We start from the raw sequence: 14,181 nt of genomic DNA, 5'->3' as shown, positions 1-14,181 counted from the left end.
TATTTATCAGTCGTTTCCGCGACGGTTCTGCCAGAAGACAACGCGCTTCTCGGTGAACATGACGATGGCGTACATCGATAGCCCGACGAGGCTTAGATAGATGATGAGGGCAAACACGCGCGCCGTATCAAGCTGCGATGCGGCCACACGGATCAGCTCACCAAACCCCTTGCCGCCACCGAGGAATTCCGCGGTGATTGCGCCCGCCATGACCGACAGAGCCCCGATCTTCAGACCCGTAAAGATCTGCGGCAGACCAAAGGGGAACTTCATGCGGATGAGCGTTTGCAGGCGGTTAGCGCCCATGGTGCGGAACAGCATGTGAGCATTTTCGTCCGCAGATTGCAGGCCCGAGGCCGTGCCGACGATGATCGGGAATACCGACACGAAGGTTGCCAGAGCAATCTTGCTTTCAAGGCCGAAACCCAGCCAGGCGACAAACAGCGGCGCAAAGGCAATCTTGGGCATGGTGTCGATGGCAACCAGATACGGCATCACCGCGCGTTCGCCGAACTTGGTTTCACCAACCAGCGTGCCGAGCCCGATACCGATGATTGCGGCGAGCAAAAATCCGATCAGCACTTCCTGAGTGGTGATCCACAGCGCGGCCAGCATATAGCCACCCGTCGCCAAATTGAGCCCGACGGTGATGATCTGGTTCCACACCTGAAACGGCGTGGGCAGGATGACAGTGTTGATCAGGCCCGACATGGTCACGAGATGCCAGAGCGCAAAGATAATCGCGCCCAAGCCGAGAATGGCGACAGAGCGGGGCAGGCGGTCGATGAGCGATACTTTTTCGGTCCAAACGGTCGAGGGAAACTCAGTTGTATCAACCAGCGGCGGGAGGACCTTGATATTACTTGCCATGGTTCACACCCATATCTAGTCGGTTGCGGATGTAAGCAACGAGCTCGCCAAAATGAGGATCAAGCATCATCTCCAGCGTGCGCGGACGCGGCAGGTCGATGATCACTTCTTCCATGATACGACCAGGGCGTGCGCCCATGACAAAAACCTTGTCCGACAGCAGAACCGCTTCGGGGATCGAGTGGGTGATCAGGAATGTCGTGGCATTGCGCGCCATGCAGATGCGCTGCAATTCCATGTTCATGTGGTCACGCACCAATTCGTCGAGCGCCGAGAACGGCTCGTCGAGCAGCAGGATTTGCGGTTCCGTGATCAGCATTCTGCAGATCGAAGCGCGTTGCTGCATCCCGCCCGAAAGCTCTTTGGGATAAGCGTTTTCAAATCCCTGCAGACCAACCAGCTCCATCAGCGCTTCGGCATTGCTCCGCTGGGCGCGTGCAGCAGCTTTCCCGTGACGGATTTCAATTGGTTGAAGAATGTTCTCGATCGTGGTCATCCACGGCAGTAGCACCGCCTGCTGGAACATCATCCCGATGTCCGGGCGCGTGCCCAAAACGGGTGAGCCAGCCAGCATCACTGAGCCCGCCGTTGGCGAAACCAGACCAGCCATGATCTTGAGCAAAGTAGATTTGCCGCAACCCGACGCGCCGATCACCGAGGTGAAACTGCCACGCGGCAGGTCAAAGCTCACATTTTCAAGCGCGGTAACGGCCTGTCGAGCGAAGGCCTTTTGGAGGTTGCGGACCTGATAGACCGCAGGAGCCGAAGCTCCTGCGTTTGTTGTTTCCAGACCCACAGAAGGGGACTGCGTCATTTGCCGTTCCAAGTGTCGATGAAGTCATTGGTGTAGACGACGCTGAGGTCTTCCAGTGGCTTTTCCAGCTCGCCGGAAGCCACAAGGCTTTCTTCCCAGGCCTTCCAGGCGTCGAGGTCCTGATAGCCATAACCGAGCGAAGCATCGAACGGGGTCTGACGAATGATGATCTGGTCGATCAGCGCATTCGCGAACTCTTTGTCCTCAACTTCCTGCGGGTTTTCAGCGCCAATGTGCTGGATCAGAGCTTCGCGGTTTGCCGGATCAGCAGCCCACTTTGCACCCTTGACCAGAGCGCGGCCGAAGGCTTCAACGTCCGACTTGTTCTCATCCAGATACGGCTGCATGGCTGCGAGCGCGTTGCCGAAGAAAGTCTTGAACTTGTCCGGTGTGATGTTGGTCAGCTTGACGCCACGCGCGTTCAGAATTGCCGCGTCGTTGGTCGCTGCCGCATAGGCATCAATATCGCCGCGCAGGAAACCGGCCGTTGCCTGGCCGCCATCACCAACCACGAGGAAGGTGAAGTCCTTACCTTCTTCAAGGCCGGCTTCGGTCAAGATCGAGCGCGCAAACGCCGATTCAGACCCGTCAGCGGTACCGATACCGATGACTTTCCCCTTCAGCTGATCAGCCGAAGTGATTTCCGAACCTTCTTTGACCACGATCGAGAACGAGCTGAGTGGGTTGAGGCGGTAGATATTGGTGATTTCTACGCCACGCGAACGCGCCTGCAGCAGCGGGCCTGCACCCGGATTGCCGATCTGTGCCTGACCTGCGGCCAGTGCCTGAATAACGGCACCCGAGCCGTTCAGGGCTTCGATGGTGACGTTGACGCCTTCGTCTTCAAAATAGCCTTCGCCCTGCGCGGCAATAATTGGCAGGAGCAGAACAGCCGATGGATTAGGGACCGCAACGGTGATGTCACCGGCAAATGCTGCTTGGCTGCTCAAAATTGCGAAAGCCGATGCAGCGATCCAACCCTTGAAATGATCCATGATTTCTCCTCCAAACAAGATAATGGATTATTCTTATAAATTCGAATAGAATTCCATTTTGCGACTTTGTCAACCTGCGCTAGAACAGATCTGTCTGGGGGACGCCATGAACGAAGAAAAACCTGATGAGCCGACCAAGCTGACGGCCGCGAGCCAAATCGCCTTGGAGTTACGTCAAGAAATATTGCAGGGCTCATTGCCGCCCGGCAGTCGTTTGCGCATAGAAGTGCTTCGCCAGCGCTTTTCGACTGCGATCAATCCGGTTCGAGAAGCGCTCAATCGCCTTGTTGCAGAAGGCTTAGTTGATTTGCAGGACCACAAAGGGTTCTCGGTCAGCCAGGTATCTTTGGAAGTATGGCGTGATCTGCTCGAGGCCCGGTGTATTCTCGAGGTTGAGGCGCTTCGCCGGTCCATCGCCAATGGCACCGAAGAGTGGCGCGACGAGATTGTCGTAAGCCTGCATCGGCTGACCCGCACGCCGCGATTCTTGGATGATGCGCGCAAAGTCCGGAATGATAAGTGGGAGGTCTACCACCACCGGTTCCACCGGGCGCTGGTGTCCTGCTGTGGCTCAGACAAAATTATGGCGATCTGCGACGACCTTCGGGAACAGTCGGACCGCTATCGCGCGGTCGCCGCTTCTTCCCATAAGCCCCGCACCGATTATGATGATGAGCACAAAGCGATCGCTGAAGCCGCAATGGCCGGAAATGGTGATGAGGCCGCAGGGCTATTGGAGCGTCACTACCGAAAAACGCTCAAGGTTATTGAGCAATATTTCTCTGAGCAGCACTGATCTCAATCGGCGCGGACGGCTGTTTCGTCCAGAACAAAAACCGCGTTGATCACCACGTCGATAGACTCGGCAATTTTCTGCATCACCGGATTATTGCCGGTGAGCATGGCGGTCATCAGATTGACGCTGCAGGTCGCGCCGAACAGCATCCCAGCGATGAGGTTGGAGCTGAGAGCAACGCGTCTGCGCTGTTCGGGTATCCGGTCAATCGCCTCCACCAGCGACGCGCGACTTTGATAAATACCCAGCTCCAGAAACGTATCCGCAATCCCGTTCTTGGAAATGCTCTCTCCAACAGCGAGCCGACACAAATTGATGTGGCGGGGCGACAGCACATGTTTTGAAATAATGCGCAATCGTTGGCGCACCTCGTCAACCGGGTCATGTGCCACGGCTTGCGATGCGCCGGCGTCCCACAAGTAAGAGGACGACACCAGCTCGCGCAGCAGTTCCTCTTTATCGGCGAACATCACATAGAGCGTCTTCTTGCTCATGCCCGCTGCCTTGGCGATTTCGGTCATCGTTACGCCGGAATAGCCCTTGTCACAGAACAGACGTTCCGCATGTTCAAAGACCAGTTCACGTCGTTCTTCTGCTGCCATCGTCACTGGCCGGCCGACACGTGCCATACTCACTGCCTTCGCTTTATTCGCCGCTCTTTTCACCGACTGTGCACGGTAAGACACCGCCCGAACCTATTCTTGTCCATATACTGGAAAAGTCTCAAGATCGTTGGTGAAGACCCAAAACTTTGTGTGTCGCCAAACCTGACACTCCGACCTCTCCTATAAGTATCTGAAATTAAGATATTTTCTGTCCATCCTTTGAGGCGCTGCATCTGCTCCCACAGATGGACTTTCAGGCCCATGGTTTTGCCTTTTCGTCCGCGAAATCCGCGCGGAAAATACGGAAATCCAGCCAGTTTTTCCGCGCTGCACCCGCACCTTAGCGCCAAAACCCACCCTCACTCGATCCAAAGAATTCCCCGATACCCGATACTTGACTTGGGAAACTGTCAGGTTTCCTAATGGCGGCAACAAAGGAACTCTAGGGAGGAGGTTTCCGATGAAGGAAATCAAGGTTCTCGTTGTCGGGGGCGGGATCGGTGGACTCGCAACGGCTATTGCAATGCGTGGCAAGGGCTTTGCTGTCGACGTTATCGAACGCAGCTCAGACATGCATGCATCGGTTTTTGGCGTCGGCATTATTCAGCCATTCAACGCCTTGCGCGCTCTGGACGCCATTGGTTGCGCACAGCAGTGTTTAGAATTTGGCTATTCCACTCGCGCATGGGGCAAGACCCTCAATGCCGAAGGCGTAGAAGTTCGTCAGATGCCGGGTGCGACCATTCCGGGTTCTAACCTTCCGCCCATGAATGGCATTACCCGTCCAAAGCTGCACGAAATTCTGACCACGCGGGCCAATGACGTCGGCGTCAACATTGCCTATTCGACCACTGTTTCCAGCTATGAGCAGGGCGCGAATGGCGTTGACGTGGTGTTCTCGAACGACACAGCTGCCCATTATGATGTGATGGTTGCGGCGGACGGCACCTATTCCAAGCTCCGTGAAGACATCACCGGCGACGACACCAAGCCCGCGTACAACGGCCAGTCGGCATTCCGCGTCAACATTCCACGCGTCATCGACGGCGAGATGGAGATTGACCGCATCATTCTGCAACACGCATCCCACGGCATGGCCGGGTTCGTGCCCATTGGTCCAGACTTGGCCTACATGTTCTTCAACACCAGTTGGGACAAGTCGGTTCGCTATGAGGCCGCGGAATTGCCAGCGGTCCTGCGCGAGCAGCTTAAGGGCTTTGGCGGCCTGACCGGCGCGGTGCGCGATCGTTACATCTCCGATGATGCCAATATCGTGCTGCGCCCCATCGAGTGGATGATCGCTGATGGCCCATGGCACCGCGACCGTCTCGTGATGATCGGCGATGCCGCGCACGCATTCCTTCCGCACATGGGGCAGGGCGCTGCTCAGGCCATCGAAGATGGCGTCGTGCTCGCGGAAGCACTCGCCGAACACGACGATTACGAAGCCGCTTTCGCCAGCTACTTCGGGCGCCGTTACGACCGGTGCCGCCGGGTTATTCAGGCCTGTGTGGACATCGGCGAATGGGAGAAGGGCCGTCTTAAAGACTTCGACAACGTGGCCACCACGCAGTCGATCATCGAGACCTTGGTCCAGCCCATCTAAATCCATCAACCTGTCATTCAAGGAGGAGAGAATGACACTACTAAAGCGCTTGGCTGTTTTGGCTGCGCTGGGGGCGTTTTCGTCCCCAGTCGCTGCCCAAACGGAAATTATTTTCAACACTTACCTGCCGGTTTTTGAAGTCACTCAGCAAGTCGCTGTGCGCGAATTTGCTGAGCGTATCGAAGCGGAAAGCAAGGGCGACATCGACATCCACATCCCTGATGTGTCGTTGGCCCCGATTGATCGCCAGTATGAGATGATCCTTGATGGCATCTCCGACATGGCCTTCATTCCAACCAATACCGTGCCGCAGATCGTTGCGCTCAATCGCATTGCCGATCTGCCCGGTCACGCCCCATCGGCAACAGCCGCTTCGCAGGCGCTTTGGGCGACCTATAAAGAGCACTTTGAAGCCCTGAATGAATATCAGGGCCTCGTTGTTCTCTCGGTCCATGCCCTCCCAGGTCGCCAGTTCATGTCGATCAAGAAGCCTCTGGAAGAGGTTGCCGATTTCCAGGGCATGAAGCTGTGGACCCCACCGGGCGCGATGAGCGAAATCGTCACCGGTCTTGGTGGCGTGCCGGTTATGGAGCCCTTCACCAGTCTGCATGAGAACGTCAGCAAGGGCACTGTAGAGGGCTTGGTGATCACACCAGACTCGGCCAACTCGGCCCGCGTTCTCGAAGAAGCCCGGTTCCAGACCAAGATCGACGGTGGTCTGGGTTCGATCTCCTTCGCGGTGGTTATCCGTGAAGAGCGTTGGAACGAGCTGAACGACGAGCAGCGTGCTGCAATCGTCCGCGCTGCCGAAGGTCTACCCGCCCGCACCGGCGCTGCCGTTGACGCGCGTGAGGCTGAAGTCGCCGCCAAGTTTGATCACCTGGCCCAGGTTGAGCCTTCGGTTGAACTGGCAGAAGCCATTAAGCCGATCTTGGCCGGACAGATTGAGACGTGGAAGCAATTGGCCAAGGATAAGGGCTTGGCCGATCCAGACGCTGCAATTGCGACCTACCGCGCGGCCCTCGCTGCCGCCCAATAAGAACAAGCTCCCTCCCGGAGCTCGGGGCTCGATCTTCGGATCGGGCCCTATTCGTCTTTCTGGCAGCCAAAAGAGAAAGGCCCGATCTTCCGATCGAGCCCTGAGTGTCTACTTGCTGGCGACGGCCACAAAATCACATTGCACCAGCATTCCCCCTTGCAAATCCGCCTGCACAGCTTGCCGGGTTGGGCGGTTCTGCGGATCGGGGAACATCTTCACCCAATGCGGATTGACCATGTCGCGCTGCGAGCGGTCCTTCATCAAAATGGTGATTTTGATGATGTCATCGGTGGTCAGGCCAGCCGCTTCCACGATGCTCCGCACATGGCCGAACATCAGCTCGCATTGCTTTTCCATGCCCTCAGTCGAGGTTGCCATTGTTTCGGGGTCGAAGCCATGGATACCGCCCGAGTAAACAATGTCACCGATCCGGCACGCAGCCGGTGTGGGGTTTTTATGGACGAAGCTATCGACGTAGATGCTCTGACGTTTCGACACGTTTAGGGCTTCCTCTTCCCAATCTTGTTTGGTGCCAGCAGCAGTCACATTCGTTGATTGTTCAAGGCAAAAGCCCACGCTTTTTCACAATACGGACAGGCTCTTGTCGGTTGCGGGTAGCGAAAGGCCTGGTGCCAATTTAGTTTTCGCTATGTGAACAAAAACGCCAGCTTCAGTTGAGGCAAACTTCAGCACGGGCTCAACGTGCCTTCCAAGAAAAGTCAGCAATGACCCTGGGAGGCAGGTCCATGAGCATGGACGATATCGTTCTTCATCCGCCGTTCAACATCACGCGTTCGAGCCACATTGTGCTCACCGTGGCGGATCTCGACGCGTCTAAGGCATTCTACACCGATCTTTGCGGCTTGGTGGTCAGCGATGCCGATAGCGAAGCGGTCTATCTGCGCGGCATGGAAGAAGCGGCGCATCACTCGCTGGTTCTGCGCAAAGGCAATGATCCAGTCTGCCAGCGCGTTGGTTTCCGCGTGCAGACCGATGACGATATCCGCGCTGGTTATGACTACTTCCAGTCCAAGGGCGTTGAATCGTCCATCGTTGAAGTCCCGTTTCAGGGCCTGACCTTGCATGTGCGTGACGCGGTGGGCGTGCCACTGGAGTTCACCTCTAGCATGGAACTGCGTCCGCGCCTGATGACCGCTTACGATCAATACCGCGGTGCTTCGGCCCAGCGCCTTGATCACTACCAGCTGCAGTCGGCCAAGGTTCGCAAGAGCTACGAATTCTATCAGCCCCTCGGCTTCCGTACCTCCGAATACACCTTCTCGGAAAACGAAGACGGCTCTGAACACCTCTGGGGCGTGTGGATGCAGCGCAAGGGCAATCCGCACGATATCGTCTTTACCCATGGTCCTGGCCCGCGTCTGCACCACTTTGCCTACACCCTTCGCGATGCCTCGGACATGATCCGTGCTTGCGACGTTGCCGGTGCTCTTGGTTTGGGCCAGCGCCTCGAACGCGGTCCGGGTCGTCACGGCATTTCCGGTGCCATGTTCATCTACTTCCGCGATCCGGACGGGCACCGCATCGAGCTCTTCAATACCCATTACCAGCACATCGACATCGAACCCGCTGTGGGTTGGTCACTGTCCAATCCCAAGCGTGCGGATCAGTGGGGCCTGCCGGCTCAGGAGCAGTGGTTTGCAGAAGCCACGCGCTTTGCTGGCGCCGACCCGAGCCAGCCAGACGAAAACATCCCGCTGCCAACTCTTGAAAAGTTCTTGGCGCGCAAGGCGGCCGAACGCGCCTGACGCGCGGCCAATAGAGGAGAAATGACATGCTGAACATTGCCATTATCGGCGCTGGCCCCGGCGGCCTCGCACTGGCTCTGCGCTTGCAGCAGAAGGGTTTTAACCCCACGATTTATGAAGGCGCACCCGAGCTGAAGCCGCTCGGCGTTGGTGTCGACATCAAGATCTATGGCGTCAAGGAAATCACCGAAATGGGGCTCCTTGAAGAGTTCCAGTCGATCTCGGTGGAAGCCATCGACAGCATTTTCTACACGCGCTACGGCCAGATGATCTATGGCGAAAAGTGCGGCAAGCACATGGGCTATCCCCATGAGCAGCGCTTCGTTCATCGCGGCGATCTACAGATGATGTTCTACCGTGCGGTCCTGGATCGTCTCGGCCCGAACTCTGTTCAGCTGGGCAAGCGTTGCACGGGCTTCGAACAGAATGAAACCGGCGTCACCATTCACTTCGAGGGTCTGGACGGCACCAAGTCCTCGGCCCGCCACGATGTGCTCATCGGCGCCGATGGCATCAAGTCCGCTGTCCGTAACCAGCTCGTTCCCTCGTCCTCGGCCAGCCACTATTCGGGCGTTGCCATGTGGCGCGGCGTCACCGTCATGCCTCCATTCCGCAATGGCGGCACCATCCTGCACATCGGCGATCCAATCGCTCAGGGTTCGATGATCGTTTATCCGATCACCAACAATGTCGACGGCAAGGGCAACCAGCTCGTCAACTGGGTGGTCGAACAGAACGGCCAGCCAAAGTCGCTGGAAGACTGGAACCAGCGCATGGACCAGGGCGAAATCGCCCACAATTTCGACGAGTGCAAACTCGATTTCGTCAACGTGGGTGAGATCATCCGCAATGCGCGCGAAGTCTATCTGTATCCGTTGATCGACCGCGATCCTCTCGACCAATGGTCGTTTGATCGTGTCACCCTCATCGGCGACGCCGCCCACGCCATGTATCCGCGTGGTGGCAATGGCCTGTGTCAGGCGCTGGTTGATGCCCGCGTTCTGGCTGAAAAGCTCGCTGAGATCGACAATCCCGCTGAAGCCTTCAAGGCCTATGAAGGCGTTCGCCGGGAATTCGCCAACCGTCTCGTCATTGCCAACCGCGGGGAAGGCCCCGAGGTCGTCCGTCGCATTGTCGAAGAACGCTCTGGCGGCAAGCCCTTCGACAATATCGAGGACATTTTCCCCATCGCCGAATGCGAGAAAATCTTCCTCGAATACCACCGCATGGCCGGCATGCAGCGTCCCGACGACGCTGGCCCGCTCGGCTTCCGTGACGAGGGCTTCTTCAACGAGGATCGCGCCAAGAAAGCCGCTGTCGAAAACGACATCGCTGGCGCCAAGGGCTCGGCGCGCGCTTAACGCGCGCCCTCCCGCTGTAGAGATTTGAAAGGACCACCCATGACCGTTATCGACGCCAATATGCACTGGCTGCCAGACACGCTCTTCACCGATGAGAGCCTGCGTGATCTGATGATGAGCTGCATTCCACGCCAGCACGGCATCCACGTTTCGATGGTGCCAGTTGAAGGCAAGGACATTCGTCAGATCATAATCGAAGAGCCAAAGGGCGTAGTGAACATCAACTACGCTGAAGGTCAGTACAACATTGAAAGCCAGCTGGCGGACATGGACAAGGCTGGCATCGACCAGGCTGTGTTCCGTATTCCAGTGTGGCAGGAATGGCTGAACCTTGAAGCCTCCAAGCGCCTCAACGATGGCCTTGCCGAATACATCTCGCGCTCCAATGGCCGCTTCACCGCGCTGGCGGTTTGCCCACCTTGGGGTTCCAAGGACATGATCCGCGAAGTCGAACGTTGCGTTGACGATCTCGGCTTCAAGGGCGTTCAGCTCGCTTGTAAGTATGGCAACATCTACCTCGATGACGAGGCCTTCTTCCCATACTTCGAATTCCTCAACGACCGTAAGCTGCCAGCAGTTGTGCACCACACCCCGCTGCCAGTCGATCACGGCTCGATCCTGACCTTCAACAACATGCGTCGCCAGTACGGTCGTTCGATCGCACAGGGCACCGCTATCGGTCGCGAACTCTTCTCGGGTCTGTTCGATCGCTTCCCAGAGCTGCGCCTGTCGCACTCCATGCTCGGCGGTGGTTTCTTCGCTTTCGTCGACATGCTGGTACCAAAGCCAAAGCACACCTATGGCGATGCTGTTGATCGTTTCGACACCGGTCGTTCCGATCTGCGCGCCCAGCTGCGCAAGAACCTCTTCTTCGATATCTCGGGTGCACCGCAGTGGGGCAAGGCCCAGCTTGAATGCGCTATCGAAGTGCTTGGCGAAGACAACATTCTGTACGGCGGTTCCTACCCGATCCGTAAGGACTGGTTCTTCGACGGCGTTCCAACCGTCAATGGTCTGAACGTTTCTGACGAGATCAAGACCAAGGTTCTGTCGGGCAACGCCAAGAAGCTCTTCAATATCTGATAAAAATACAGCCGACGCCTGCTTTTGGGCGGGCGTCGGCGTTATGTTTTCCTTTGGAAACACGAAACACCTCCCAAAGGAGCGGGATATGACCCTGAAAGATCCGAGCCTTTTCCGTCAGGCTGCCCTTGTTGGCGACCGTTGGATTGAAGGCACAGCCGAAAACGGCTCTCCGGTAAATAACCCCGCCACCGGGGAAATCATTGGCTACACGCCAAAGCTGGGCGTTGCCGAAACGCGCGAGGCCATTCTTGCCGCCGAAAAGGCGCAGAAGGCTTGGGCCGCCCGCACCGCCAAAGACCGCTCGAACATATTGCGCAAGTGGTTCGACCTGATGATCGCCAATAAGGAAGATCTCGGGGCGATCCTGACCATGGAGCAGGGCAAGCCGCTTGCTGAAGCCATTGGCGAAATCACCTATGGCGCAAGCTTTATTGAGTGGTTCGCCGAAGAAGCGCGCCGCGTTTACGGCGATCTCATTCCCGGCCATCGTCCCGATGCGCGCATCATGGTGATGAAGCAGCCTATTGGCGTTGTCGCGGCCATTACCCCATGGAATTTCCCCAATGCCATGATCACCCGCAAGGCGGGTCCGGCATTGGCCGCTGGCTGCGCTATGGTGCTCAAGCCCGCAGCCCAAACCCCATTCTCCGCCATTGCCCTCGCCGTTTTGGCTGAGCGCGCAGGGCTACCGTCGGGCCTCTTCTCGGTCATCACCGGCTCCTCGCGCGAAATTGGTGGCGAACTCACCGCCAGCCCAATCGTGCGCAAGCTCACCTTCACCGGCTCCACCGAAGTCGGCGCTGAACTCTATAAGCAAAGCGCCCCGACCATTAAAAAGCTCGGCCTCGAGCTGGGCGGCAATGCCCCCTTCATCGTCTTCGATGATGCCGATGTGGACGCCGCCATCGAAGGCGCTTTGATCGCTAAATTCCGTAACAATGGGCAAACCTGTGTCTGCGCCAACCGCATCTATGTGCAGGATGGTGTCTACGAAGAATTCGCCGAAAAGCTCGCCAAGGCGGTGGGTGGTCTCAAGGTCGGCAATGGCTTTGACGAAGGCGTCAACCTCGGCCCGCTGATCGACGAAAAAGCTATGGCCAAGGTCGATGAACACGTCTCTGACGCGGTCAGCAAGGGCGCTCGCCTCCTCCAGGGCGGCAAGGCCCATAAGCTTGGCGGCACCTTCTATGAACCCACCGTCATCGCCGATGTGACGCAGGACATGGCCGTCGCCCGCGAAGAAACTTTTGGGCCACTGGCCCCGATCTTCCGCTTCACCGACGAGGCCGATGTCATCCATCAGGCCAACGACACCGAGTTTGGTCTGGCGTCCTATTTCTACGCCCGCGATCTCTCGCGCGTCTTCCGCGTCGCCGAAGCGCTCGAATACGGCATGGTCGGGGTCAACACCGGCCTTGTCTCAACCGCCGAAGCGCCCTTTGGCGGGGTCAAGGCATCCGGCCTTGGCCGCGAAGGCTCGCGCTACGGCATCGATGACTTCGTTGAAATTAAATACGTCTGCTTGGGCGGCATCGCCTAAGCCTATACTTCCCAGGGGGGACCCGATGAGGCCGAAATTTGCCAGCTTTGTAACACCAGAGGGGGCGTCTTTCGGCCTCGTCAGAGATGACGGTGTCGTCGACATTGGTCGTCGTGACCAGCGCTATGCTTCGCTCAAAACCGTTGTCGAGGCGGGGGCTCTGTCCTCCCTCGCAACCCAATATGCCGATATGCCTGTCGACCACGCGCTCGACGCGATCACCTATTCCATCCCGCTCGCCGATCCAGAAAAGATCATCTGCGTCGGCGTCAATTTCCCAGATCGCAACGAAGAGTACAAAGATGGGCAGGACAGTAAGCCCAACCCGTCGCTGTTCATCCGCTTCCCGCGCAGTTTTACGGGGCACGGCCAGCCGCTCATCCGCCCGCCCGAAAGTGTTCAGCTCGATTACGAAGGCGAAATCGCTATCGTCATTGGCAAAGCGGGCCGCCGTATCGCTGAGGCAGACGCTTACGATCACATCGCCGCACTAACCCTTTGCAACGAAGGCACGCTGCGCGATTGGGTCCGACACGCCAAGTTCAACGTTACCCAAGGCAAGAACTTTGACAATTCCGGCGCTATCGGCCCATGGCTTGTCCCCTTCGAGAACGCCGACCAGCTTGCAGACGTTCGCCTGACCACCAAGGTCAATGGCGAACTCCGTCAGGAAGATCGCACCAGCCGCATGATCTTCACCTTCCGCAAGATCATCGCCTACATCTCGACCTTCACCACACTCGTACCCGGCGACATCATTGTCTGCGGCACGCCCACCGGCGCCGGCGCACGCTTTGATCCCCCGACCTGGCTTAAGCCCGGCGACATCATCGAGGTCGAAGCCGAAGGCATCGGCCTGCTCCGCAACACAGTTGCCGATGAGGTATTTCCATGATGAACACGGCAGACGTCATCGACGCCGCTCAGTCGCTTGATGGGGCCGAAAAGTCCCGCCAGCAGATCGGCCTTTTGTCCCTAAAATACCCCGACATGACCATGGACGACGCCTATGCCGTCCAGGCCGAATGGGTGAAGCAAAAGATCGCCGCTGGCCGCAAGGTGATTGGCTGGAAGATCGGCCTCACCTCAAAGGCCATGCAATACGCGCTGAACATCGACATCCCGGATTCCGGCGTGTTGTTCGATGATATGCTCTTTGAAGACGGCGCGACCATCCCGCCAGATCGTTTCATCCAGCCACGCATCGAAGCCGAAATCGCCTTCATCATGAAGTCCGATCTTTCCGGCCCCAATGTCTCGACCTTCGACGTTCTCAACGCCACCGATTACATCACCCCGGCGCTTGAAATCCTCGACACCCGCATTCTGCGCGTCGATCCTGAGACCAAGAAAACCCGTACCATTGTCGATACCATTTCCGACAATGCCGCCAATGCTGGCATCGTCCTCGGCGGCCGCGCCATGCGTCCCAATGAGGTCGATATGCGCTGGATGGGCGCGATCGTCTCGCGCAATGCCGAGGTCGAAGAAACCGGCCTTGGGGCAGGGGTTCTCAATCACCCCGCGCGCGGCATCGCCTGGCTGGCCAATCGCCTGCACCAATATGGCGACAAAATTTCCGCTGGCGAGATCGTGCTCGCGGGCTCATTCATTCGCCCCGTCGAAGCGCGCCACGGCGACACCATCACCAGCGATTACGGTCCATTTGGCACCGTCAGCTGCCACTTCAAATAAGGCGCGCC

14 protein-coding genes are annotated in these 14,181 nt (G+C 57.6%); 9 read left to right on the top strand and 5 right to left on the bottom strand.

Translation table 11 applies throughout. From position 1 onward, the window contains the following. Window positions 1-6: 6 nt before the first annotated feature. From JHC09_RS02900 to JHC09_RS02890, 3 genes are read right to left on the bottom strand one after another with little or no spacing between them, the layout of a single operon-like run. A complete protein-coding gene (locus JHC09_RS02900; RefSeq protein WP_199530716.1) occupies window positions 7-870 on the bottom strand; it encodes an ABC transporter permease in 864 nt (287 codons plus the stop codon). After that, entirely contained in the window at window positions 860-1,684 is an 825-nt protein-coding gene (locus JHC09_RS02895) for an ABC transporter ATP-binding protein (protein WP_169196272.1), read from the bottom strand. Before JHC09_RS02895 ends, JHC09_RS02900 begins: the two co-directional genes overlap by 11 nt. Beyond that, window positions 1,681-2,679, bottom strand: coding sequence for an ABC transporter substrate-binding protein (locus JHC09_RS02890; protein ID WP_199530715.1), 999 nt, complete (start codon window positions 2,677-2,679; stop codon window positions 1,681-1,683). Before JHC09_RS02890 ends, JHC09_RS02895 begins: the two co-directional genes overlap by 4 nt. A gap of 106 nt (window positions 2,680-2,785) precedes the next feature. Between JHC09_RS02890 and JHC09_RS02885 the strand changes: the two genes are divergently transcribed. Beyond that, window positions 2,786-3,475 (top strand): GntR family transcriptional regulator, encoded by a 690-nt coding sequence (locus JHC09_RS02885; RefSeq protein ID WP_199530714.1) that lies wholly within the window; start codon window positions 2,786-2,788, stop codon window positions 3,473-3,475. Window positions 3,476-3,477: 2 nt separating this feature from the next. On the opposite strand, the gene JHC09_RS02880 is transcribed toward JHC09_RS02885, so the two are convergent. Then, window positions 3,478-4,104 (bottom strand): TetR/AcrR family transcriptional regulator, encoded by a 627-nt coding sequence (locus JHC09_RS02880; protein ID WP_199530713.1) that lies wholly within the window; start codon window positions 4,102-4,104, stop codon window positions 3,478-3,480. A 436-nt stretch (window positions 4,105-4,540) separates the two neighbouring features. Here JHC09_RS02880 and JHC09_RS02875 point away from each other — a divergent pair, with 436 nt between their 5' ends. Beyond that, a complete protein-coding gene (locus JHC09_RS02875; RefSeq protein ID WP_199530712.1) occupies window positions 4,541-5,686 on the top strand; it encodes an FAD-dependent monooxygenase in 1,146 nt (381 codons plus the stop codon). A 31-nt stretch (window positions 5,687-5,717) separates the two neighbouring features. After that, window positions 5,718-6,725, top strand: coding sequence for a TRAP transporter substrate-binding protein DctP (dctP, locus tag JHC09_RS02870; RefSeq protein WP_199530711.1), 1,008 nt, complete (start codon window positions 5,718-5,720; stop codon window positions 6,723-6,725). Between the two features lie 108 nt (window positions 6,726-6,833). Here the strand turns inward: dctP and JHC09_RS02865 are convergent, their stop codons facing one another. Further along, entirely contained in the window at window positions 6,834-7,223 is a 390-nt protein-coding gene (locus JHC09_RS02865; RefSeq protein WP_199530710.1) for a RidA family protein, read from the bottom strand. Window positions 7,224-7,471: 248 nt separating this feature from the next. On the opposite strand from JHC09_RS02865, the gene hpaD reads away from it, so the two are divergent. From hpaD to hpaH, 6 genes are all read left to right on the top strand, one after another. After that, window positions 7,472-8,491 (top strand): 3,4-dihydroxyphenylacetate 2,3-dioxygenase, encoded by a 1,020-nt coding sequence (hpaD, locus tag JHC09_RS02860; RefSeq protein ID WP_199530709.1) that lies wholly within the window; start codon window positions 7,472-7,474, stop codon window positions 8,489-8,491. Window positions 8,492-8,517: 26 nt separating this feature from the next. Next, window positions 8,518-9,852, top strand: a complete 1,335-nt coding sequence (locus tag JHC09_RS02855) for an FAD-dependent monooxygenase (protein WP_199530708.1) — start codon at window positions 8,518-8,520, stop codon at window positions 9,850-9,852. A 39-nt stretch (window positions 9,853-9,891) separates the two neighbouring features. Beyond that, window positions 9,892-10,935 carry an amidohydrolase family protein gene (locus JHC09_RS02850; RefSeq protein WP_169196280.1) on the top strand — a complete coding sequence of 348 codons (1,044 nt, stop codon included), beginning with the start codon at window positions 9,892-9,894 and terminating at the stop codon, window positions 10,933-10,935. A gap of 88 nt (window positions 10,936-11,023) precedes the next feature. After that, window positions 11,024-12,478 (top strand): NADP-dependent succinate-semialdehyde dehydrogenase, encoded by a 1,455-nt coding sequence (gabD, locus tag JHC09_RS02845; protein WP_182395340.1) that lies wholly within the window; start codon window positions 11,024-11,026, stop codon window positions 12,476-12,478. Window positions 12,479-12,503: 25 nt separating this feature from the next. Further along, complete coding sequence (locus JHC09_RS02840) at window positions 12,504-13,373, top strand: fumarylacetoacetate hydrolase family protein (protein ID WP_199530707.1); 870 nt, start codon at window positions 12,504-12,506, stop codon at window positions 13,371-13,373. Further along, on the top strand, window positions 13,373-14,173 hold the full coding sequence (hpaH, locus tag JHC09_RS02835; protein WP_199530766.1) for a 2-oxo-hept-4-ene-1,7-dioate hydratase: 801 nt from the start codon (window positions 13,373-13,375) through the stop codon (window positions 14,171-14,173). The genes JHC09_RS02840 and hpaH overlap by 1 nt, the downstream gene beginning before the upstream one ends. The last annotated feature ends 8 nt before the right edge of the window (window positions 14,174-14,181 follow it).

The sequence above is a fragment of the Devosia sp. MC532 genome (genome assembly GCF_016461625.1).
GTDB lineage: Bacteria > Pseudomonadota > Alphaproteobacteria > Rhizobiales > Devosiaceae > Devosia.
This window is presented reverse-complemented; position numbering and strand designations above follow the sequence as displayed.

What these genes read in the sequence shown, in the direction of transcription:
- JHC09_RS02885 (WP_199530714.1), top strand. Translation starts at nt 2,786, where the DNA reads ATGAACGAAGAAAAACCTGATGAGCCGACCAAGCTGACGGCCGCGAGC.
- JHC09_RS02880 (WP_199530713.1), bottom strand. Translation starts at nt 4,104, where the DNA reads ATGGCACGTGTCGGCCGGCCAGTGACGATGGCAGCAGAAGAACGACGT.
- dctP (WP_199530711.1), top strand. Translation starts at nt 5,718, where the DNA reads ATGACACTACTAAAGCGCTTGGCTGTTTTGGCTGCGCTGGGGGCGTTT.
- JHC09_RS02840 (WP_199530707.1), top strand. Translation starts at nt 12,504, where the DNA reads ATGAGGCCGAAATTTGCCAGCTTTGTAACACCAGAGGGGGCGTCTTTC.
- JHC09_RS02895 (WP_169196272.1), bottom strand. Translation starts at nt 1,684, where the DNA reads ATGACGCAGTCCCCTTCTGTGGGTCTGGAAACAACAAACGCAGGAGCT.
- JHC09_RS02855 (WP_199530708.1), top strand. Translation starts at nt 8,518, where the DNA reads ATGCTGAACATTGCCATTATCGGCGCTGGCCCCGGCGGCCTCGCACTG.
- JHC09_RS02875 (WP_199530712.1), top strand. Translation starts at nt 4,541, where the DNA reads ATGAAGGAAATCAAGGTTCTCGTTGTCGGGGGCGGGATCGGTGGACTC.
- JHC09_RS02900 (WP_199530716.1), bottom strand. Translation starts at nt 870, where the DNA reads ATGGCAAGTAATATCAAGGTCCTCCCGCCGCTGGTTGATACAACTGAG.
- JHC09_RS02890 (WP_199530715.1), bottom strand. Translation starts at nt 2,679, where the DNA reads ATGGATCATTTCAAGGGTTGGATCGCTGCATCGGCTTTCGCAATTTTG.
- gabD (WP_182395340.1), top strand. Translation starts at nt 11,024, where the DNA reads ATGACCCTGAAAGATCCGAGCCTTTTCCGTCAGGCTGCCCTTGTTGGC.
- hpaD (WP_199530709.1), top strand. Translation starts at nt 7,472, where the DNA reads ATGAGCATGGACGATATCGTTCTTCATCCGCCGTTCAACATCACGCGT.
- hpaH (WP_199530766.1), top strand. Translation starts at nt 13,373, where the DNA reads ATGAACACGGCAGACGTCATCGACGCCGCTCAGTCGCTTGATGGGGCC.
- JHC09_RS02850 (WP_169196280.1), top strand. Translation starts at nt 9,892, where the DNA reads ATGACCGTTATCGACGCCAATATGCACTGGCTGCCAGACACGCTCTTC.